This window comes from Roseomonas sp. F4 (assembly GCF_053891155.1).
This window is the reverse complement of the sequence record NZ_JBSSHK010000007.1, coordinates 114,208-133,873: the sequence shown is the minus strand read 5'-3', so window position 1 is coordinate 133,873 and position 19,666 is coordinate 114,208. Positions and strand designations below refer to the sequence as shown.

Below are 19,666 nucleotides of genomic sequence, written 5' to 3'. Positions count from 1 at the left end.
TCCTTGGGGGCTAGGCTCGCATCCGGAACGCCGTCGCACCGGTCCAGTTCGCCGGTAAATCGCGCCCGCCCCCGGTTTCCGCCCCACGGCGCTTTCCGGTAGCCTCCGCGCGACCCAAGCGGAACCAAGATGCCAGCCCAGACCGATGCGATCTCCGACACGCCGCGGGACACGCCTGTCCCCCCCGGCTATGCCAGCGGCGCGCGGGCACCCTGGTGGCTGAAGCTCGGCGTGAAGCTGGTGCTGGGCGCCCTGCCGGTGCCGGCCGCCGCCTGGCGCCGGCTCGGCCTGCGCCGGCATTCCTTCGATGCGCTGGAGCCGGGCCGGCTGGTCGACCCGCTGCGCTGGCGCGTGGAACGCTTCCGCAGCCTCACGAGCCGCGCGCCACGCACGCTTCTGGAGGTCGGGCCCGGCGCCATGGTGCTGCGCGCGCCGATCGCGGCCGCACTGGGCCTCGGCCCGATCTGGTATCTGGATGTGGAGGATGCGGCGCCGCGCGACCTCGCCCCCTATCGCGCCGCGGCGGAAGCCGCCCGCGCGGCCGGCCTGACCCCACCGGACCTTTCCGCCTGCGCGAGCCGGGAGGATGTGCTCGCCGCCTGCGGCGCCCGGCTGCTGGTCGGCGGACCGGCGCGGCTGGCGGAGGTGCCGGCGGGGTCGGTGGACCTCACCTTCTCCGAAGTCGCGCTGGAACATGTGCGCAAAGCGGATCTCGCCCCGCTGCTGGCGGCGCTGCGGCGCGTCGCGGCACCGGGCGGGGTCGGCCTGCATGCGGTGGATTTCCACGACCATCTCGGCGGCCGGCTGCGCCACCTGGCCTTCGGGCCGGGGTTCTGGGAGGGGCCGGCGGTGGCGCGGGCCGGGCTCTACTGCAACCAGCTCGGCCTGTCGCAATTCCTCGCCGCCTTCCAGGCCGCCGGCTTCGCCGCCACCACGCCGCACCGCCTGGTCTGGCCGCTGCCGATGCTGCCCCCGGGCGGTGCGCATCCGGCGCTGGACCGGGCGCCGGAGGATGACCGAATCTGCCACGCCGCCATCGAGGTGCGACCGACATGATCCGACGCCGCCCGCTGCTCGCCGCCCCTGCCCTGCTGATCGCGACGGCGGCGCGGGCGCAACTGGGCGCGCAATCCACCTGGTCGCCGGAACGGCCGCTGCGCTGGATCCTCGGCTATCCGCCCGGCGGAGGCTCGGACCTCATCGCCCGGCTGCTGGCGCAATCCATGGCCGGCACGTTGGGCCAGCCGGTGGTGGTGGAGAACCGGCCCGGCGGCGGCGCGCTGCTGGCCAGCGAATTGGCGGCCCGCGCGGCGCCGGATGGCCACACGCTGTTCACGGGCGACAACGGCATCCTGGTCTTCAACCCCTTCCTGCATGACCGCCTGCCCTATGACCCGGCGCGGGATTTCCGGGCCATCGGCGGGCTGGCGCGGTTCCAGCTTCTGGCGCTGGTGCCGGCGGACAGCGCGCTGCGCGACCTGGCCGGGCTGCGCGGCCTGACGGGGCTGAGCTATGGCTCCTCAGGCGTCGGATCGCCGCAGCACCTGGCCGGAGCGCGGCTGCTGCGCCAGGCCGGAGCGGTCGATGCGACGCATATTCCCTATCGCGGCGGTGGCGCGGTGCTGACCGACCTGATGGCCGGGCGCATCGGCTTCGCCATGCTCGACACCGCCGCCGCCCTGCCCCAGCTGCGCGAGGGCAAGCTGCGCGCCCTGGCCATCGGCTCCGCCCAGCGCTTTCCCGCCTTGCCGGAGGTGCCGACGGCGGTGGAGGCGGGAATGGACGGCTATGTGGTGGAGGCCTGGCAGGGTCTGGTGGTGCCCGCCGCGACGCCACAGCCGGCGGTGGACCGGCTGGCCGCCGCTCTGGCCATGGCGCTGGCGGAACCGGCGGTGCAATCCCGTCTCGCGGCGGGTGGCATCGGCACCATGGCCAGCGGCCCGGCGGAGTTCGACGCCATGCTGACGGCCGAACGCGCCAGTTGGGGGCCGTTGATCCGCGAGATGGGCATTCGCCTCGCCGGCTGATTTTCCTTACGCGCGCGGCACGCACCCTGGCACTCTCCCCTTGCGCGACAAGACGCAATGGGAGGTTCCATGTTCCGACGCCGCACGGCGCTCTGCCTCGCCGCCGCCAGCCTGCTGCCCTTGCCGGTCCCCGCTCTGGCCTTCCCGGATCGCAACGGCCGCTACATCGTGCCCTTCCCGCCCGGCGGGCTGACCGACATCATGGCGCGCCTGGTCGCCCAGAAGCTGGGCGAGGGCTGGGGCCGGCCGGTGGTCATCGACAACCGCGCCGGCGGCAATGCGCTGATCGGCGCCGACGCCGCCGCCAAATCCCCGCCGGATGGGCATACGCTGTTGGCCATCACTCTGACCCATGCGGTGAACGCCACGCTGTTCCCCAATGCGCCCTATGACTTCCGGCGCGATTTCGCCGTGCTCTCGGTGCTCGGCTCCCTGCCCCTGGCGGTGGTGGTGAATGCGGAACGCAACCCGGCACGGGACCTGGCCGCGCTGGTGGCGCAGGCGCGGGAGCGGACGCTGAATGTCGGCTCCTCCGGCACCGGATCGCCGCCGCATCTGGGGCTGGAGCTGTTTCGGCGGGTGAGCCGGGCCGGCGAGCGGATCGTGCATGTGCCCTATCGCGGCGGCGCGCCCTCCGTCACCGATCTCGCCGCCGGCAATCTGGACATGATGGTCTCCAACCTGCCGGAATGCCTGGCGCAGATCCGCGGCGGCCGGCTGCGGGCGCTGGCCGTGACCAGCGCCGAGCGCCACCCGCTGGTGCCGGAGGTGCCGACGGTGCGGGAGGCCGGGCTGCCCGAGCTCGAGATCACCAACTGGACCGCCGTGCTGACCAATGCGGCGGTGCCGGAGGCCATCCTGGCGCGGCTGGAACGCGACGTGCAGGCGGCGATCCACGACCCCCTCACCACCCAGCGCGCGCAGGAGGGGGGCTTTCAGGTGCTCGGCTGGGATCGCGCCCGGTCCACGGAGTTCGTGCGGCGCGAGACGGATCGCTGGGCCTCCCTTGTCACCGAAGCCGGGATCAAGCCCGATGCGTGAAACCACCGGATGAACCCCCGATGCCCCGACTGAGCCTGGCTGACGCCCAAACCCTCGCCGCCGCCGCGCTTTCGGCGGCCGGCGCCAATGCCGAGATGGCCCGGCTGACCGCCGTCGCGCTGGTGGCGGCGGAGGCGGAGGGCCAGGGCGGACATGGCCTGTCGCGGGTGCCGCAATATGCCGGCTTCCTGGCCGGGGGCCGGGCCGATGGCGCGGCGGTGCCCATGGTGGTGGCGCAGCGTGGCGGAACCGCGCTGATCGATGCCGGGCACGGCCTCGCCTATCCCGCGTTGGACCTGGCGGTGGCGGAGGCCGCCAGGCGCGCGCGGGCGCAGGGCGTCGCCTTCATCGGCGTCACCAACAGCAACCATGCCGGCGCCATGGGCCTGACGGTGGCGGCGCTGGCGCGGCAGGGATTTGTGGCGCTGGCCTTCACCAATTCGCCGGCCGCCATGCCGGTGCCGGGCGGCAAGCGGCCGCTGATGGGCACCAACCCCATCGCCGCCGCCTTCCCTCGCCAGGGCGCCGACCCGCTGGTGATCGACATGGCCCTGTCGGAGGTGGCGCGCGGCAAGATCATGCTGGCGGCCAAGGCCGGCAAGAAAATCCCGCTCGGCTGGGCGCTGGACGCCGATGGCAATCCGACCACCGATCCCCAGGCGGCGCTGGATGGCGCCATGCTCGCCATGGGCGGCACCAAGGGCGCGCTGCTGGCGCTGGTGGTGGAGCTGCTGTGCTGCGCCCTGACCGGCGCCGCCTTCGGCTTCGAGGCCGACAGCTTCTTCGCCGAGGAAGGCAACCGCCCCCGCCTCGGCCATGCCCTGCTGGCCATCGACCCCGGCGCTTTGGGCGGGGCGGAGGGTTTCGCCGAGCGGCTGGAATTCCTGCTGGCCGCCATGCAGGGCGACCCCGGCGTGCGCCTGCCCGGCAGCCGCCGCGCCAGCCTCGCCGCCCGTGCCGGGGTGGAGGGGGTGGAGGTGCCGGCGCCGTTGCTGGCGCAGTTGCGGGCGCTGGCGTCCGAAGCCGGGTAGCATCATCGCCACCGCGCATCGCCGCTTCGCCGTCACCCATGGAACATGGGCTGACTGGCTCCCTGTGGCCGGCTGTGGTGTTTTCCCGCGCCTTGCTGCATGAGGCCCGGCCGATGGCGCGCGGGCGGTGATACGCCCTCCTGCCATTCCTATATGATGATGCCGCCGCGGCGGTGCGCGAGGAGAGTTTCACATTTCTGGGTCAGAACGAGGCGATGCCACGGGCGGCAGCTACGACGGACGCCTGAACCAGGGGCCGGAGGATCGCCGCGGCCAGATGCCGGAACGCGGCTGGCGGGATTCCGACCTCGACCGGCTCTGCGGCCCCGCCGCCGCCATCGCGGCCTTCGCGACGCGGCCGGATGACGTGCTGCGCCTGTTCTATACCGCCAGCCGGCGGCGAGAGGTCGGGCCGATCTGCGCCGTGATGGCCCGCGGCCGCCGCCCCTACCGGGAAGTGACGCCGGAGGAGCTGGTGCGCATCGCCCGGACCGAACATCACGGCGGCGTCGTGGCCATCGCCGTGCCGCGCCCGGTGGCGGAGCTCGGCGCCGGTCCCTTCCCCCAGGCGCTGCTGGGCGCGAAGGTCCTGCCGCTGCTGGACGGCATCGGCAATCCGCACAACCTCGGCGCCATCGCCCGTTCCGCCGCCTTCTTCGGCTGCACCGGCATGCTGCTGTCCGACGATCCGCGCCAGGCCGGGCTTTCGGATGCGGCCTATCGCATCGCCGAAGGGGGGCTGGAGCATCTGACGGTGATGCGCCTGACCAATCCCTCGGTCTCCCTGCGCGCCCTCGCCCCTCGCTTCACCACGGTGGCGGCCGTGGCCGCCGGCGGCATGGCGCCGCAGGACCTGCCGCGCAACAAGCCTTTCCTGCTGGCGCTTGGGAATGAGGAGTTGGGCCTGCCCGGCCTGACCGCCGCCGCCTGCACCCATCGGGTGACCCTGCCCGGCAGCGGCAAGGTGGAGAGCCTGAACGTCTCGGTCGCCGCCGCCGTGCTGCTGCACGCCCTGGCGGGGTGACGGTTGCGCCGCGTTACCACCCGGCCATGACGCATCTCCCCCAGAACCCCGATGTGCTGGTGATCGGTGCCGGCGCCGCCGGCATCGCCGCCGCGCGGGCCGTGCTGGCGGCCGGGCGCAGCGTGCTGGTGTTGGAAGCGCGGGATCGGCCCGGTGGGCGGGTGCTCACCGACCATCGTCTGGGCCTGCCCTTCGACCACGGCGCCGCCTGGCTGCACAATGTGGAGGACAATCCGCTGGTGGCGCTGGCCGGATCGCTCGGCATGGCGCTGGCCGATTCCGACGCGCTGCGCCGGGAACACAGCTATGTCGGCGACCGCCTGGCGACGCCGGCCGAGTTGGCCGATTACGACCAGGCCTGGGATCGCGCCACGGCCGCCCTGGCCGCCCGCGCTGCCGAGCCTGGCGATTGCAGCCTGGCGGATGCGCTGCCGCGCGGCGGCGCCTGGGACGCGACCGTGAGCGCCTGGGAGGCCGATATCATCTCCGCCGCCCCGCCCGAGCGCATCAGCCTGGTGGATTTCACCGCCAATGCGCTGGATGGCGGCAACCGGGTGGTGGAGGACGGCCTCGGCACGCTGCTGGCCCGGCTGGCGGAGGGGCTGCCGATCCGGCTTTCGGCGCCGGTCACCCGCCTCGCCTGGGGCGGCGGCCAGGCGGTGGCGGAGGGTCCCTTCGGCACCATTCGCGCCGGCGCCGTCATCGTCACCCTGCCCACCAGCCTGCTCGCGGCGGAGACACTGCGCTTCGACCCGCCACTGCCAGCCGAGGTCTTGCAGGCCGCCGCCGACCTGCCGCTGGGCAGCGTCGCCAAGGTGGGATTCCGGGGCGCCACGGCGCTCGGCCTACCGCCTTTCAGCTCGATCGACCGACAGGTCGCGCCGGGGGAACCACTGGTGGCGATATCCGCCCGCCCCTTCGGCCGCGACCTGCTGTCCTGCCATGTCGGCGGCGATGCCGCGGCGGCGCTGGAGGCGGAGGGTGACGCGGCGCTGGAATCCTTCATGCGGGCGGAGGTGACGCATCGTTTTGGCGCCCAGGCCGCCGCCGCGTTACATTTCGACCCGATCGTAACCAGCTGGCAACGCGACCCCTGGTCGCGTGGCGTGTATAGCTTTGCCTGCGTGGGCCGGGCGGGCGCTCGGCAGATCCTGGCCGCGCCTCTGGCCGGAGGGCGGCTCTGCCTGGCCGGGGAGGCCTGCCACACGCGCCTGGCCGGCACCGTGGCCGGGGCCTGGTATGCCGGAGAAGCCGCGGCAAGCGCGGCCCTGGCCGCCATCGGTTGAGGCAATGCAACCGGACTGGCAGCAACGACGTTACGCCCCGATGCGGTCCTTGGGCCGGGTCGCGGCGCGCGGAATGGAGACAGGGACCTGGCCGAAAGCTTGACACTGCGGGAGGCTGATGGCGCGCGCATCCTGGCGCTGTCCGGGCGCGTCGACACGCCGGCGGCGGCGGCGCTCTGGCCGAGGCTGATGGCGGAAGCGCGCAAGCCCGGCACCCCGCTGGTGCTCGATCTGGCGCAGGTGGAAGCGGTGGATACCACCGGCGCCACGCTGCTTCTCACCGCCCAGGGCGCGACTGAGGGCAACCGGATCGAGGGTGCCGCCCCCGGCGTGGTGGCGGTGCTGGACCGGGTGCGGGACGCGCTGGCGGCGCCCAGGCCGAAGGCTGTGCCCTATCGCTTCTCCCCCCTGTCCGGCGTCGGGCGGCGGGTGGTGAACGCGCTGCGCAATGTGGTGGACTGGCTCGCCTTCCTGGGGGAGGTGCTGGTGATCGCGCTCGGCACGCTGATCCGCCCCTGGCGGCTGCGCGGGCGCGAATTGCTGCGCCACCTGGATGAAGCCGGCACCCGCGCCTTCGGGCTGGCGACGCTGCTGGGCGCGCTGCTCGGCGTGATCCTGGCCTTCCAATCCGCCATTCCGCTGCGCCAGTTCGGCGCGGAGATCTTCGTGCCCAGCCTGGTCGGCATCTCCCTGTTGCGGGAGCTGGGGCCGCTGATGGCCGGCGTGGTGCTGGCCGGGCGGACCGGGTCGGCCTATGCCGCCGAGCTCGGCACGATGAGCGTGAATGAGGAAGTGGCGGCGCTCCGCATCATGGGCATTGACCCGATGGCGCTGCTGGTACTTCCCCGGGTGCTGGCAGGGATGCTGGTGATGCCGGTGCTGTCGCTGGTGCTGACGCTCGCGGGGCTGGCGGGCATGGCGCTGATCATGCGCATCCTGGGCTTCCAGATGACCACGGTGGCGCAGCAATTGATCAATTTCGTCAGCCTGAAGGACCTGCTGGGCGGGCTGTTCAAGGCGGCGGTCTTCGGGCTCGCCATCGCTATCATCGGCTGCCGCGCGGGCCTTGGCGCCGGGCGCGGGCCGCGCGCGGTGGGCGATGCGGCGACGGCGGCGGTGGTGGGCGGCATCGTCGCCATCGTGTTGCTGGATGGCGGCTTTGCCGTGCTGTTCGAAAGGCTGGGCCTGTGAGCGAGACCCAGCGCCTGCCGGAAAAGACCAAGCCGGTCTTCGGCCCCCCGGTCATCACCGCCACCGATCTGACCGCGCGCTTCGGCACCAATACGCTGTTCCGCCATGTCAGCTTCGAGGTGAAGCGGGGCGAGGTCTTCGTCATCCTCGGCGGCTCCGGTTGCGGCAAGTCCACCCTGTTGAAGCTGATGATCGGGCTGGTGCCCCCGGCCGAGGGCAAGGTGGATATCCTGGACACCGATATCTGGGCGACGGAGGGCGCGGCGCGGCTCGACCTGCTGAAGCGCATCGGGGTGATGTGGCAGCAGGGCGCCATGTTCGGGTCGCAGACCCTGCTGGAGAATGTCGAGATGCCGCTCGCCGAGCACACCACCCTGCCGGCCGAGGCAAGGCGGGAGGTGGCGCGCGCCAAGCTCGGCCTGGTCGGGCTTTCGGCGGCGGCGGACCAACTGCCGTCGGAGATTTCGGGCGGCATGCTGAAGCGCGCCGGCATCGCCCGGGCGCTGGCGCTCGATCCGCCCATCCTGTTCCTGGACGAACCCTCGGCGGGGCTCGATCCGATCACCTCGGCGGGGCTGGATGCGCTGATCCGCGACCTGTCGCGTTCACTCGGGACAACCTTTGTGGTGGTGACGCACGAACTGGCCTCCATCCTGGCCATCGGCGACCGCTGCATCATGCTGGACAAGGAGGCCAAGGGGATGATCGCGGAGGGCGACCCGCGCGAGCTGCGCGACCACGGCACCCACCCGACCGTCCGGGCCTTCTTCCTGCGGGAGGCTTTGTGATGGCCAGTAGCAAGACACTCTATGCCCGGGTCGGCGCGCTGGTCATCGTCGGCATCGTGCTGGCGATCGGCTTCGTGCTGTTCCTGGCCGGTGGGCGCGGGTTGCAGGCGACCCAGGTGTTCGAGAGCTATTTCGACGAATCGGTGCAGGGCCTCGATGTCGGCGCCCCGGTCCGCTACCGCGGCGTGGCGATCGGACGGGTGACGCAGATCGGACTGGTGGCGGCGGAGTATCCGCGGCCGGAGGGTATCTCCTACTCCGCGGGGTTCCAGCGGGTGTTCCTGCGCTTCGCGCTCGACCTGACCCAGGTGGGCGAGACGCCCGACCTGGAGGAGGCGGTCCGGCGCGGTCTGCGGGCGCGGATCACCGCCCAGGGCATCACCGGCGTGAACTACCTGGAGCTGGATTTCGTCCAAGCCCAGCGCTTCCCCGCCATCGCCCCACCCTGGCAGCCACGCTACGCTGTGATTCCGGGCATACCCTCCACCGTCGCCCAGGTGACCAATGCGGCGGAGGCGCTGATGCAGCGCCTGGCCGATATTCCGGTGGACCAGATCACCCAGGACGTGGCGGGGCTGCTTTCCAACCTGAACCGCCAGACCGGTGATGGCGACCTGGCGCAGATCCTGCGTGAGGCCGCGACCACCATGGCGCTGCTGCGCCAGGCCGTGCAGGACGGCGACCTAGCCGGCGCGGTGGCCGAATTCCGCGCCGCCGCGACCGACGCCCGCGCCGTGCTGGGCGGCCCCGAAATCCGCAGCGCCATGGCGAATGCCGCCGGCGCCGCGGCGGAGCTGCGCCGGGTGGCGCAGCGCCTGCCCGGCGCGGTGGAGGGGATGGAACGGACCATGCGCGCGGCGCGGGAGACGACGGTGGATGTGCAGGCCGAGCTTCTGCCCATCCTGATCGACCTGCGTGCCACCACCGCCAACCTGCGGGCCACCGCCGAACAGCTGCGATCCTCCCCCTCGCAATTGCTGTTCGGCGCGCCCCCCACGCCGGATCGCCGCCGATGAACCGCCGCGCCCTGATTGCCGCTTTGCCACTTCTGGCGGGGGGCTGCTCCATATTGCCGGACCGGCCCAATGTGCCGGTGCGTCGCTACCCGCTAAGCCCCCGCCGGGCGGAGAGCAGGACCGCGGCGCCACGGGCACCTGTGCTGCTGGTGCGGCGGGTGCGGGCTGTGCCCGGCTTGCAGGATCTGGGGCTGCGCCGGCTACGGCCGGATGGGTCCTACGAGATCCTGACCTATGAGGAGTGGCTGGCGCCGCCCGCCGATCTGGCCGATTCGGCGCTGCGCGCCTGGCTGCAAGGCTCCGGCCTGTTCAGCGCCGTCATCCCGCAGGGCAGCCGCGCCGATGCCGATCTGGTGCTGGAGATGCAGCTGACGATGCTGGAGGCCGTGCCCAGCGCCGGGCAGGCCCGTGCCGCCCTGTCCGGCCTGCTGCTGCGGGAGGAGCGCCTGGCCTCCCGCGTCATCGAGACGCTGGAGGTTTCGGCGGTGGCGCCGCTGGCGGCGGAGGCGGAAGCCCCCGCCTTGGCGCAGGCGATGGCGATGGCGCTGGGTCTCGCCTTGGGGCGGCTGGAGACGGCTCTGGCCCCGATGGTCGGCGCTGGCGGGTTTCGCTGACCCTTCGGAATTTGCTGCGCGCCACCGTGCGGATAGCACGATCAAGACTCACGATCTGTTGATAATTGCCCCGGTCGCTTGGCGTCCGGCATGGGTTTTGCGGCGCTGATACGAAAATAGCGGTCGATCTCATAAAAACGACGAAACCGCATCTCCCGTTAATCTTTTTCCCATGACTCGGCCCGTATTCTCGGAAAGCGGAGAGCGGACAAGATTCATCTCCCTCGTCCAGATACGGCGGCAACCCCCAAGGCTGCCGCCGCCAGTCTCGGATGAGGACGTCTCACGGGTTGCTACGCAACTTAAGGTTGTCTTTTGTGCTGGAGGAGCCGGCAACACAACTATTCCGAGCGAGGCGTGACGTGAGCGCACGGCAAGTCAATGCAGTGGCGGATTGGGATGATGTCTGGGCGGAGTACGACGCCCGCAACCCGGGCCAGGCCCCGCATGTCACGCCTGCCCCGATGTCTGCCCCCCTGCCGGCACGGCCGGTGATCGAAGAGGCGCCGGCGCGGCCCGCCTCGGGCGCCCGCCGGATCGGCGCCGCCCTCGCCATCCTGCCGCTGCTCGCCGCCGCCTGGTTCAGCGCCCCCTATGTCACCGCCTGGCAGTTGGTCCAGGCGATCGACAGCCGCGACCATGCGACGATGGCGCGCCACCTGGACACATCGGCCTTGCAGGGCGCCGTGCGCCAGGCGTTGCAGGCGACCATCGCGGAAGGTCACGGCCCGCAGGCCCGGGCCTATCTGGCCGGAATGAGCGCCGAGATGACCGAGGCGTGGTCCCAACCTGGCGCGCTGGCGGAAGTGGCCCGCGCCCGCGGTGTCCGCCCCGGCGCCGCCGGGGAGGCGCTGAGCCGCACCCTGCCCATCGGCCTGACCCGCTTCGAAATGCCGCTGGGCGGCCATGTCGCGCCCATGGCGCTGCAGATCGAGTTGACCAGCGCGGGTCTGACGCCGCGCTGGCAGGTCACGGGCGTGCGCATGGAAGACCGCGCGGCCGTGCCGCCCGCCCCGGCGATGCGCCTGACCGGGCTGCGCTAGAAGCGGCCTGCCTGGCCAGCGACGCGAACCGGCGCGGCCTGGCACGCCGGCCGCGCCGGGCGCGCATGGAACTCTCCTATTCCCCTTGCGCTTAAATGCTGCATCGCAGCATGAATTCCTTGTGCTGGGTCGTGCCGAGTAGGATCACCGCCATGTCGCAGGCCAGCCTCGCCCCCACGGGCGACGTCGGAAGCGGGGGTCTGTCCCGGGCACCCTCCGATGCGCAGGACGTTCCGATCGCGCTCGCGCTTCAAGGCGGCGGGTCGCTGGGCGCCTTCGCCTGGGGGGTGCTGGACCAACTGCTGGATGAGCCGCGCCTGGCCATCGATGTGGTGAGCGGCGCGAGCGCCGGGGCGATGAACGCGGCCTTCCTGGTGCAGGGCCTGGCGACCGGTGGCCGGGCCGAGGCGAAGCGACTGCTCGAAGCCTTCTGGCGGCGGGTGGCCGTCGCCTCCGGATCGCCGGATACCAACGCCGCGCCCTGGCTCTCGCCCTTCACCGGGCTGATGGCGCCGATGATCAATGCGATGCGCGCCAATACCATGGGCCTGTCGCAGCGGCAGATGAACCCGTTGGGGCTGAACCCGCTGGTGAAGGTCCTGGATGGGCTTCTGGATACGACGGCCTTCGGACGGCCCGAAGCGCCGCAACTCGTCGTCGCCACCACGCGCGTGCGCACGGGCGAGGCGCGGCTGTTTGTGGATGGGGAGGTGACGGCCCAGGTCCTGCTGGCCTCGGCCTGCCTGCCACAACTGTTTCCAGCCGTGGAGATCGACGGCGAGGCCTATTGGGATGGTGGCTATGCCTGCAATCCGCCGATCCGGGCGCTGATCGAATCGGGCGCGCCGGCCGATATCCTCATTGTCCGCACCACCCCCGTCGACCGCCCCGCCGCGCCGCCGACCGATGCGGCCGGTCTGCTGGATCGCACCAACGAGCTGACCTTCGGCGCGGCCCTGCGGCAGGAATTGCGATCGGTCGCCTTCGCGCAGCGGGAGCTGGACGATGCGCAGAATCTGAACGCCATGCTCACCCGCCTGCGCGATGCCCGCCTGCATATGATCGGCGCGGAGGAAGCCTTCCGGGAATTGGAGGTCGGAAGCCGCCAGGACCCGAGCTGGAGCTTCCTGCAGGAGATGCGCGACCTGGGTCACCAGGCCGCGGATCGGTGGCTGTCGGAACATCGTGGCGCCATCGGCCTGCGATCCACCCTGGACATGCAGGCACTGGCCGGCCCGAAGATCCCCGAGCGGGTCCGATCCCGCATGCCGCAGCCCTGACCGTCAGGCCGGACACCAGGGTCGTCGAAGGATAGTACGCTCGCGCCATTCGCGCGCGCCGCAGTCGTCGCCTTCACCAAACACTCACCACTCCCTCCCTACAATCGCCGCATCACGAAGGTGCGAGCGCGCAGATGCAAGTCGTCGCTGAGACGAGGCAAGAGCCGGCCGTCATCCGCCTGTCCGGGCCGCTGACGATCGGAACCATTCAGCAACTGAGAGACGTCGTGCTCGCCGCCATGGACGGCGCCGCGCCCATGACGCTGGACTGCAGCGAGGGCACGGCTTTCGACGTCGCCTTCCTCCAGCTTCTGGAATCAGCCCGGCTCCTCGCCACCCGCCAGGAAACCACGCTGCGCCTGGCGCAGCCGCTGCCGCCTCGCTTGGCCGAGATACTGGCCGAAGGCGGCTTTCGCGACTGGGCGATGCAGGAACGGAGTGCAGCATGAAAAGCGTTCTCACCGTCGATGATTCGGCGAGCATCCGGCAGATGGTGCGCCTCACCCTCTCCGGCTCCGGCTACAAGGTGGTCGAGGCGGAGAATGGTGCGGAGGGGCTGAAGCAGGCCAAGGCCGCGCAGGTCAGCATGATCGTCACCGATCTCAACATGCCTGTCATGGACGGCATGACCTTCATCCGGGAGGTACGGAAGCTGCCCGCCTACAAGGGCGTGCCGATCATCTTCCTGACCACGGAATCGGATGCCGCGCGCAAACAGGAAGCGAAGCTGGCCGGCGCGACGGGCTGGATCACGAAACCCTTCCAGCAGGATCAGCTGCTGAGCGTTGTCCGCAAGGTGCTGGGATGAGCAACCAGACCGAAGCCGCGGAGGTCTTCCGCCAGGAAGCCAGCGAATTGCTGGAACAGTTGGAGCAATCGCTGCTCGAACTGGATCGCCAACCCGATGACCGCAGCCTGGTGGACACCGCCTTCCGGGCGCTGCACACCATCAAGGGCTCCGGCGCCATGTTCGGCTTCGACGCCGTGGCGGCCTTCGTCCACGACTTCGAAACCGCCTTTGACCGGGTGCGTCGCGGCGTCAGCGCCTGCAGCCCCGCGCTCGTCGCCGCCGCGCTGGAAGCGCGCGACCATATCCGCGCGCTGATCGAACGGCCGCAATCCGCCGACACGGCGCATGGCGAGGCTCTGCTGCGGGCCTTGCGCGCGGCGGTGGAGAATGGGTCTGTGGCCGAGGCTCCGGCCAGCGCGACGCAGGAATGGCGCGTGCGCTTCCATCTGGGGGCGGAGGCGCTGGTGAACGGCGCCAATCCGCTGCTGATGCTGGACGAATTGCGCGGCCTGGGCAGCGTGCAGGTCACCGCGCTGACCGATGCCGTGCCGCCGCTGGACGAGCTCGATCCCGAGAGCTGTCATCTGGGCTGGGACGTTGTGCTCCGTACTGAACATCCCCGCGCCGCGATCGAGGAAGTTTTCATCTTCGTCAGCGACGACGCGAAGATCGAGATCACATCATTGGCCGCGGCGGAAGTCGTCACGCCGGCCCCTGATGCCGTCGCCGAACGCCCCGTCGCCGCAGCCGTGGCACCCTCTGGCGGCGCACCCGTGGCCGATCGTCGCCGCGGAGACCCGGAGATCGGGCGAGTCGGCGGCAGCCTGCGCGTGCAGGCCGAACGGCTGGATGAGCTGATGGACCGGGTGGGTGAGCTAGTGATCGCCCAGGCGCGACTCAGCCAGCTTGCCACGGGCGGCGATGCCGGCCTGACCACGGTGGCGGAGGAAATCGGCCGCCTGGTCTCCGAGCTGCGCGACACCACCATGGGCATTCGCATGCTGCCCATCGGTTCCCTGTTCGGCCGCTTCCGCCGCCTGCTGCACGACCTGTCACGCGACCTGGGCAAGCAGGTGGAGCTGGTGACGAGCGGTGAGGAAACCGAGCTCGACAAGACGATGATCGAGCGTCTGGCCGATCCGCTGGTCCATCTCATCCGCAACGCCATCGACCATGGCCTCGAAGGGCCGGAAGATCGCATTGCCGCCGGCAAGACGGGCGCCGGCACCATTCACCTCGCCGCGCGGCATGCGGGGGCGGAAGTGCTCGTGACCATCAGCGACGATGGCAAGGGCCTGGATGCGGAGCGCATTCGCGCCAAGGCGCTGGAGCAGGGGCTGATCACCGCCGACGCACGCCTCAGCGAAAGCGAGACGCACCAGCTGCTGTTCCAGCCGGGCTTCTCCACGGCGAAGGAAATTTCCGCCATCTCCGGCCGTGGTGTCGGCATGGATGTGGTGAAGCGCACCATCGAACAGCTGCGCGGCGGCATCGAGATCGCGAGCCGTCCGGGACAGGGCACCGAGGTGACACTGCGCCTGCCGCTGACGCTGGCGATCATCGAGGGGCTGCTGGTGCGTGTCGGCAACGGCCGCTACGTCATTCCGCTGTCCGCCGTCGAGGAATGCGTCGAGCTGCCATTGGGCGAACAGGCGCGCTCCGGCGGCTACAGCCTGCTGACCATCCGCGGCGCGCTCGTGCCCTTCCTGCGGCTGCGGGAGATGATGCACTGCGCCACGCCGGCTGATCCACACCAGAAGGTGGTCATCATCTCCGCCGGTGAACAGCGGCTCGGCCTGGTCGTGGACCAGATCCTCGGCAGCCACCAGACGGTGATCAAGTCGCTGTCGCGGCTGCATGCCGATGTGAAGACCTTCTCCGGCGCCACCATCCTCGGCGATGGCAGCGTCGCCCTCATCCTCGACGTCGCCCAGCTGCTGGAAATCGGCCAGGCGGAGGAGGAGGAGCAGCGCAACCGCTCACGGCAGGCCGCATGATGTCCAATACCCTAACCACCACCATGCTCGATGTGCTGACGCTGAGCATCGGCGGCGAGACCTTCGCCATCGAGGCCGCGGCGGTGCGGGAAATCCTGGACCTTGTGCCCGTCACCGATGTTCCGGGGGCGCGGCACTTCGTCCGCGGCGTCGTCAATGTGCGCGGCCGCATCGTGCCCCTGGCCGATCTGCGCTTGCAGTTCGGCATGCCGGCCACACCACCGACCGCCGATACGCGGATCATCGTGCTGGAGCTGGATCTGGAGGGCGAGGCGACGCCGGTCGGCATCCTGGCCGACCGGGTGCATGAGGTGACGCAGCTCGCCACCGCGGAGATGGAGAGCGCGCCGCGCATCGGCATGCGCTGGCGGCCCGAGTTCATTCGCGGCGTGGGGATGCGCGGCGGCGACCTCATCATCCTGCCCGACCTCGCCTGCATCCTGCACTGATCGTTCAAGTCGCGAAGGAGCGCTGCCATGCGCATCACAGTCAAGGCGAAGCTTTTCGCCGCTTTTAGTTTTGTGCTGCTGCTGATGGCCGGCATGGGCGCACTTGGCATCAACAGCCTCGGCGCGCTCGACGCCGAGCTTGAGGAGGTGCTGGACGGACCGGTGCCGCGCGTGCAGCGCGCCATGGCGGCGCAGATCGAACTGGGCCTGCTGGTCCAGGCCGAGAAGAACATGCTTGTCGGGGCCGGGCGCGGTGCCGCCGACCAGTTCGTGGCCGAGATGCAGCAGCGCCAGCAGGTGATGCTGCGCGCCCTGGATGACGCCCTGGCGGTGGTGCCGGAGAGCGAGAAGCCTCACTGGGTCGGCGCGCGCGCCGCGCTGCAAAGCTACGTTCCCCTGCAGAATCAGATGCGCGATCTGGTGCGGGGCGGTGCGGTCGCGGAGGCGGAGGCCGTTTCGACCGGGGTCGCGCAGCGGCACATCGCCGAGGCGATCCGGCATCTGACCGAAGCGGTCACCGAAGACCAGGCCGACATGCGCGAATCGCGCGCGCATTCCGCCGCGACCTACCACCAGTCCCGTCTGCTGCTGATCGCCCTGGCGTCGGTGGCCCTTCTGGTCGGGCTGCTGGCCGCGGTCTGGATCGCCCTGTCCATCAGCCGTGGCCTGTCCAAGGCCGTGTCCCTGGCGGATGCCATCGCGGGCGGCGACCTGACACGCCATGCGGAGGTGCGCTCCAACGACGAGATCAAGGATCTGATCTCCGCCATGGAACGCATGACGCAGGGGCTGCGCGGTGTGGTGACGGAGGCGATGACGGCGGCGCAGAACGTCGCCTCCGGCAGCCAGCAGCTCTCCTCCAGCGCCGAACAGCTCGCCCAGGGCGCGACGGAACAGGCCTCCTCGACCGAGGAAGCGTCCTCCTCGATGGAGGAGATGGCGTCGAACATCAAGCAGACCGCCGAGAATGCCGGCACAACCGAGAAGATCGCGCGGCAGTCGGCGCTCGATGCGCAGCGCAGCGGCGATGCGGTGGGCCAGGCCGTGGCGGCGATGCAGACGATCGCCGAGAAGATCAACATCGTGCAGGAAATCGCCCGCCAGACAGACCTGCTGGCGCTGAACGCGGCGGTGGAAGCGGCGCGTGCCGGCGAACATGGGCGCGGCTTCGCGGTCGTCGCCTCCGAGGTCCGGAAGCTGGCGGAACGCAGCCAGGCGGCGGCGGGGGAGATCAGCACGCTGTCCTCCAACACGCTGCGGACGGCGCAGGAAGCGGGCGAGATGCTGGTCCGGCTGGTGCCCGACATCAGGCGCACGGCGGAGCTGGTGGAGGAGATCACGGCGGCCTGCCGCGAACAGGATATCGGCGCCAGCCAGATCAACCAGGCGATCCAGCAGCTCGACAAGGTGACGCAGCAGAACGCCAGCGCTTCGGAGGAGGTCTCCGCCACCTCGGAGGAGCTCTCCACCCAGGCCGAGGTGCTGCAATCCACGATTTCCTACTTCCGCCTGGATGTGGAGGAAAGGCCGAAGCCGGCGCCCCATGTCGCGACGCCCCCACGGCCGATCCGCGTGGCGCGCGTGGCGGATTTCGCAAAGCCCTCGGCGCGACAGGCAGCGGCCCGCCCGACGCGCACAGCAACAAACGGCAAGCTGAATGGCGGCTTCGCCCTGGACCTGAACGGCGCCCACGATCCGCTCGACGCGGACTTCCAGCGCCACTGAGCTCTCCGTTTCCATCCAACCCGCTTGAGACAGGATGATTTGGACCATGCGTATCACGGTCAAGGCAAAACTCTTTGCCGCCTTCGGCTTCGTCATCCTGCTGATGGCAGGCATGGTGGGGCTGGGCATCAGCAGCCTCGGCGCGCTGAACACCACCCTGGAGGATGTGCTGAACGGCGCCGTGCCGCGCGTGCAGCGGTCGCAGACGGCGCAGACGGACATGGCGCTGCTGGTGCGGGCGGAGAAGAACCTGCTGGTTTCCACCGAGCGCGCGACGATCGACCAGTTCGCGACCGAGATGGAACAGCGGCGCCAGGCACTGGCGCAGTCCATGGACGACGCGACGCAGCGTGCGTCGGAAGCCGGACGCCCGCGCTGGGTCGCCGCGCGCACCGCGCTGCAGCAGTACATCCAGGTGCAGGACCAGATTCGCGACCTGGTGCGTGCGGGCAACAATAGCCAAGCCGTCGTTCTGTCCACCTCCGCCGGCCGCCGCCACGTGACGGAGGCGATGGATCGCCTCGGCGAGATCGTGTCCCTGAACCAGGCGGCGGCGCGCGCGGCGCAGGCGGAGGCGGCTTCCGCCTATGAGCAGGCGCGCACCCTGCTGCTGTCCATCGCCGGCGTGGCGCTGCTGATCGCCATTGGCGCGGCGCTGTACATTGCCCTGTCGATCAGCCGCGGCCTGGCCCTGGCGGTCGGCGTGGCCAATGCCGTCGCCATCGGCGACCTGACGGCGGAGGCCAAGGTCTCGACCAATGACGAGATCAAGGACCTGATCGACTCCATGGCCCGCATGACGGAGGGCCTGAAGGCCACCGCCGCGGTGGCGGAGGAGATCGCCAGCGGCAACCTGGCGGTGCAGGCGAAGCGCCTGTCCGACAAGGACACGATGGGCATCGCGCTGGAGCGGATGCTGGAGAAGCTGCGCGGCGTGGTCTCCGAAGCCGTGACGGCGGCGCAGAACGTCGCCTCCGGCAGCCAGGAACTGTCCTCCAGCGCCGAACAGCTCGCCCAGGGCGCGACGGAACAGGCCTCCTCGGCCGAAGAGGCGTCCTCCTCGATGGAGGAGATGGCGGCGAACATCAAGCAGAACGCCGAGAATGCCGGGACCACCGAGAAGATCGCGCGGCAGTCGGCGCTCGATGCGCAGCGCAGCGGCGATGCAGTGGGTCAGGCGGTGTCGGCTATGCAGTCGATCGCCGAGAAGATCAACATCGTGCAGGAAATCGCCCGCCAGACCGACCTGCTGGCGCTGAACGCGGCGGTGGAAGCGGCGCGCGCCGGCGAACACGGCAAGGGCTTCGCGGTCGTCGCCTCCGAAGTGCGGAAGCTGGCGGAACGCAGCCAGGCGGCGGCGGGGGAGATCAGCACGCTGTCCTCCAACACGCTGAAGACGGCGCAGGAAGCCGGCGAGATGCTGCTGCGGCTGGTGCCCGACATCAAGCGCACGGCGGAGCTGGTGGAGGAGATCACGGCGGCCTGCCGCGAACAGGATATCGGCGCCAGCCAGATCAACCAGGCGATCCAGCAGCTGGACAAGGTGACGCAGCAGAACGCCAGCGCTTCGGAGGAGGTCTCCGCCACCTCGGAGGAACTCTCCGCCCAGGCCGAGGTGCTGCAATCCACCATCGCCTATTTCCGCCTGGGCTCCGACTCGCACCACGCCCAGCCCGCCGCGCCGATCCAGGCCGCACGCCCGGTCAACTTCTCACGGCCCAAGCCGATGATGAAGCCCGCCCCGAAGCGTGCGCCGGAGAAGCCGGTGAAGCACGCCAATGGCAAGATGAATGGCGGTGGCTTCGCCATCGACCTGGCCGGCGCCGCCGACCAGCTCGACACCGAATTCCAGCGTCACTGAAGGGCGGAGGCAGGCATGGCGGATCACGGTCAGTACATCACGCTTGGCGTCGGGGAGGAGGTCTTCGCCATCCCCGTCGCCAATGTTCAGGAAATCCTGGACCTGCGCCCCATCGCGCGCCTGCCGCATGCGCCGGCCAGCCTGCTCGGCCTGACCGATGTGCGCGGGCAGAGCGTGGCGGTGGTCGATCTGCGCAGCATGCTCGGCCTGCCACCCGCGCAGACCAGCCAGGGCACGCGCATCCTGGTGCTGGAACTCACCTTGTCCGGGCGCCCGCTGCGCCTGGGCCTGGTGGTGGACCGCGTGTTCGAGGTGACGGCACTGGACGAGGACCGTTCGGAGCCGGCACCGGAGATCGGCCGCCCCTGGCGATCCGACTGCATCCGCGGCATCGGCCGCCGCGCCGGCGGCTTCGTCATCGTGCTCGACATCGCGCGCCTGATCGGCACGGAGGCGCCGGGGGCGCTGGACGTCGCCGAAACCCCAATGGCCGCCTGAGGATT

General features: G+C 70.6%; 19 protein-coding genes. All 19 read left to right on the top strand.

The features are described from left to right. Positions 1 to 129 precede the first annotated feature (129 nt). The 19 genes from ACVFYP_RS26215 to ACVFYP_RS26125 all read left to right on the top strand — a co-directional run bounded on the left by ACVFYP_RS26215 (position 130) and on the right by ACVFYP_RS26125 (position 19,661). A complete protein-coding gene (locus tag ACVFYP_RS26215) occupies positions 130 to 1,056 on the top strand; it encodes a methyltransferase domain-containing protein (RefSeq protein ID WP_499203129.1) in 927 nt (308 codons plus the stop codon). Continuing rightward, on the top strand, positions 1,053 to 2,027 hold the full coding sequence (locus tag ACVFYP_RS26210; protein ID WP_499203128.1) for a Bug family tripartite tricarboxylate transporter substrate binding protein: 975 nt from the start codon (positions 1,053 to 1,055) through the stop codon (positions 2,025 to 2,027). The genes ACVFYP_RS26215 and ACVFYP_RS26210 overlap by 4 nt, the downstream gene beginning before the upstream one ends. Positions 2,028 to 2,096: 69 nt before the next feature. After that, a complete protein-coding gene (locus tag ACVFYP_RS26205; RefSeq protein WP_499203127.1) occupies positions 2,097 to 3,068 on the top strand; it encodes a Bug family tripartite tricarboxylate transporter substrate binding protein in 972 nt (323 codons plus the stop codon). Between the two features lie 20 nt (positions 3,069 to 3,088). Then, positions 3,089 to 4,099 (top strand): Ldh family oxidoreductase, encoded by a 1,011-nt coding sequence (locus tag ACVFYP_RS26200; RefSeq protein WP_499203126.1) that lies wholly within the window; start codon positions 3,089 to 3,091, stop codon positions 4,097 to 4,099. A gap of 277 nt (positions 4,100 to 4,376) precedes the next feature. Then, complete coding sequence (locus tag ACVFYP_RS26195) at positions 4,377 to 5,123, top strand: TrmH family RNA methyltransferase (protein WP_499203125.1); 747 nt, start codon at positions 4,377 to 4,379, stop codon at positions 5,121 to 5,123. Between the two features lie 26 nt (positions 5,124 to 5,149). Further along, the gene (locus ACVFYP_RS26190; protein ID WP_499203124.1) at positions 5,150 to 6,409 is read left to right on the top strand and encodes a flavin monoamine oxidase family protein; all 1,260 of its coding nucleotides are present in this window, start codon (positions 5,150 to 5,152) and stop codon (positions 6,407 to 6,409) included. 99 nt (positions 6,410 to 6,508) lie between these two features. Continuing rightward, entirely contained in the window at positions 6,509 to 7,600 is a 1,092-nt protein-coding gene (locus ACVFYP_RS26185; protein ID WP_499203123.1) for an ABC transporter permease, read from the top strand. 53 nt (positions 7,601 to 7,653) lie between these two features. After that, entirely contained in the window at positions 7,654 to 8,388 is a 735-nt protein-coding gene (locus ACVFYP_RS26180; RefSeq protein WP_329959395.1) for an ABC transporter ATP-binding protein, read from the top strand. After that, positions 8,388 to 9,404 carry an MlaD family protein gene (locus ACVFYP_RS26175; RefSeq protein WP_499203122.1) on the top strand — a complete coding sequence of 339 codons (1,017 nt, stop codon included), beginning with the start codon at positions 8,388 to 8,390 and terminating at the stop codon, positions 9,402 to 9,404. The genes ACVFYP_RS26180 and ACVFYP_RS26175 overlap by 1 nt, the downstream gene beginning before the upstream one ends. Then, positions 9,401 to 10,018, top strand: a complete 618-nt coding sequence (locus ACVFYP_RS26170) for an ABC-type transport auxiliary lipoprotein family protein (RefSeq protein WP_499203121.1) — start codon at positions 9,401 to 9,403, stop codon at positions 10,016 to 10,018. The genes ACVFYP_RS26175 and ACVFYP_RS26170 overlap by 4 nt, the downstream gene beginning before the upstream one ends. Before the next feature lie 362 nt (positions 10,019 to 10,380). Further along, positions 10,381 to 11,061, top strand: a complete 681-nt coding sequence (locus tag ACVFYP_RS26165; protein WP_499203120.1) for a DUF2939 domain-containing protein — start codon at positions 10,381 to 10,383, stop codon at positions 11,059 to 11,061. A gap of 152 nt (positions 11,062 to 11,213) precedes the next feature. Further along, positions 11,214 to 12,341 (top strand): patatin-like phospholipase family protein, encoded by a 1,128-nt coding sequence (locus tag ACVFYP_RS26160; RefSeq protein WP_499203119.1) that lies wholly within the window; start codon positions 11,214 to 11,216, stop codon positions 12,339 to 12,341. 134 nt (positions 12,342 to 12,475) lie between these two features. Further along, positions 12,476 to 12,790: an STAS domain-containing protein gene (locus ACVFYP_RS26155; protein WP_499203118.1), complete on the top strand. Its 315-nt coding sequence runs from the start codon at positions 12,476 to 12,478 to the stop codon at positions 12,788 to 12,790. Next, entirely contained in the window at positions 12,787 to 13,149 is a 363-nt protein-coding gene (locus ACVFYP_RS26150) for a response regulator (RefSeq protein ID WP_499203117.1), read from the top strand. The genes ACVFYP_RS26155 and ACVFYP_RS26150 overlap by 4 nt, the downstream gene beginning before the upstream one ends. Further along, complete coding sequence (locus tag ACVFYP_RS26145; protein ID WP_499203116.1) at positions 13,146 to 15,128, top strand: chemotaxis protein CheA; 1,983 nt, start codon at positions 13,146 to 13,148, stop codon at positions 15,126 to 15,128. The genes ACVFYP_RS26150 and ACVFYP_RS26145 overlap by 4 nt, the downstream gene beginning before the upstream one ends. After that, positions 15,125 to 15,577 (top strand): chemotaxis protein CheW, encoded by a 453-nt coding sequence (locus tag ACVFYP_RS26140; protein ID WP_499203115.1) that lies wholly within the window; start codon positions 15,125 to 15,127, stop codon positions 15,575 to 15,577. The genes ACVFYP_RS26145 and ACVFYP_RS26140 overlap by 4 nt, the downstream gene beginning before the upstream one ends. Positions 15,578 to 15,604: 27 nt before the next feature. Continuing rightward, positions 15,605 to 17,302, top strand: a complete 1,698-nt coding sequence (locus ACVFYP_RS26135; RefSeq protein ID WP_499203114.1) for a methyl-accepting chemotaxis protein — start codon at positions 15,605 to 15,607, stop codon at positions 17,300 to 17,302. A 46-nt stretch (positions 17,303 to 17,348) separates the two neighbouring features. Then, entirely contained in the window at positions 17,349 to 19,163 is a 1,815-nt protein-coding gene (locus tag ACVFYP_RS26130) for a methyl-accepting chemotaxis protein (protein WP_499203113.1), read from the top strand. A gap of 15 nt (positions 19,164 to 19,178) precedes the next feature. Beyond that, entirely contained in the window at positions 19,179 to 19,661 is a 483-nt protein-coding gene (locus ACVFYP_RS26125) for a chemotaxis protein CheW (RefSeq protein WP_499203112.1), read from the top strand. Positions 19,662 to 19,666: the final 5 nt, after the last annotated feature.

What these genes read in the sequence shown, in the direction of transcription:
- ACVFYP_RS26135 (WP_499203114.1), top strand. Translation starts at nt 15,605, where the DNA reads ATGCGCATCACAGTCAAGGCGAAGCTTTTCGCCGCTTTTAGTTTTGTG.
- ACVFYP_RS26200 (WP_499203126.1), top strand. Translation starts at nt 3,089, where the DNA reads ATGCCCCGACTGAGCCTGGCTGACGCCCAAACCCTCGCCGCCGCCGCG.
- ACVFYP_RS26125 (WP_499203112.1), top strand. Translation starts at nt 19,179, where the DNA reads ATGGCGGATCACGGTCAGTACATCACGCTTGGCGTCGGGGAGGAGGTC.
- ACVFYP_RS26160 (WP_499203119.1), top strand. Translation starts at nt 11,214, where the DNA reads ATGTCGCAGGCCAGCCTCGCCCCCACGGGCGACGTCGGAAGCGGGGGT.
- ACVFYP_RS26215 (WP_499203129.1), top strand. Translation starts at nt 130, where the DNA reads ATGCCAGCCCAGACCGATGCGATCTCCGACACGCCGCGGGACACGCCT.
- ACVFYP_RS26150 (WP_499203117.1), top strand. Translation starts at nt 12,787, where the DNA reads ATGAAAAGCGTTCTCACCGTCGATGATTCGGCGAGCATCCGGCAGATG.
- ACVFYP_RS26175 (WP_499203122.1), top strand. Translation starts at nt 8,388, where the DNA reads ATGGCCAGTAGCAAGACACTCTATGCCCGGGTCGGCGCGCTGGTCATC.
- ACVFYP_RS26155 (WP_499203118.1), top strand. Translation starts at nt 12,476, where the DNA reads ATGCAAGTCGTCGCTGAGACGAGGCAAGAGCCGGCCGTCATCCGCCTG.
- ACVFYP_RS26205 (WP_499203127.1), top strand. Translation starts at nt 2,097, where the DNA reads ATGTTCCGACGCCGCACGGCGCTCTGCCTCGCCGCCGCCAGCCTGCTG.
- ACVFYP_RS26210 (WP_499203128.1), top strand. Translation starts at nt 1,053, where the DNA reads ATGATCCGACGCCGCCCGCTGCTCGCCGCCCCTGCCCTGCTGATCGCG.
- ACVFYP_RS26130 (WP_499203113.1), top strand. Translation starts at nt 17,349, where the DNA reads ATGCGTATCACGGTCAAGGCAAAACTCTTTGCCGCCTTCGGCTTCGTC.
- ACVFYP_RS26140 (WP_499203115.1), top strand. Translation starts at nt 15,125, where the DNA reads ATGATGTCCAATACCCTAACCACCACCATGCTCGATGTGCTGACGCTG.
- ACVFYP_RS26195 (WP_499203125.1), top strand. Translation starts at nt 4,377, where the DNA reads ATGCCGGAACGCGGCTGGCGGGATTCCGACCTCGACCGGCTCTGCGGC.
- ACVFYP_RS26170 (WP_499203121.1), top strand. Translation starts at nt 9,401, where the DNA reads ATGAACCGCCGCGCCCTGATTGCCGCTTTGCCACTTCTGGCGGGGGGC.
- ACVFYP_RS26190 (WP_499203124.1), top strand. Translation starts at nt 5,150, where the DNA reads ATGACGCATCTCCCCCAGAACCCCGATGTGCTGGTGATCGGTGCCGGC.
- ACVFYP_RS26145 (WP_499203116.1), top strand. Translation starts at nt 13,146, where the DNA reads ATGAGCAACCAGACCGAAGCCGCGGAGGTCTTCCGCCAGGAAGCCAGC.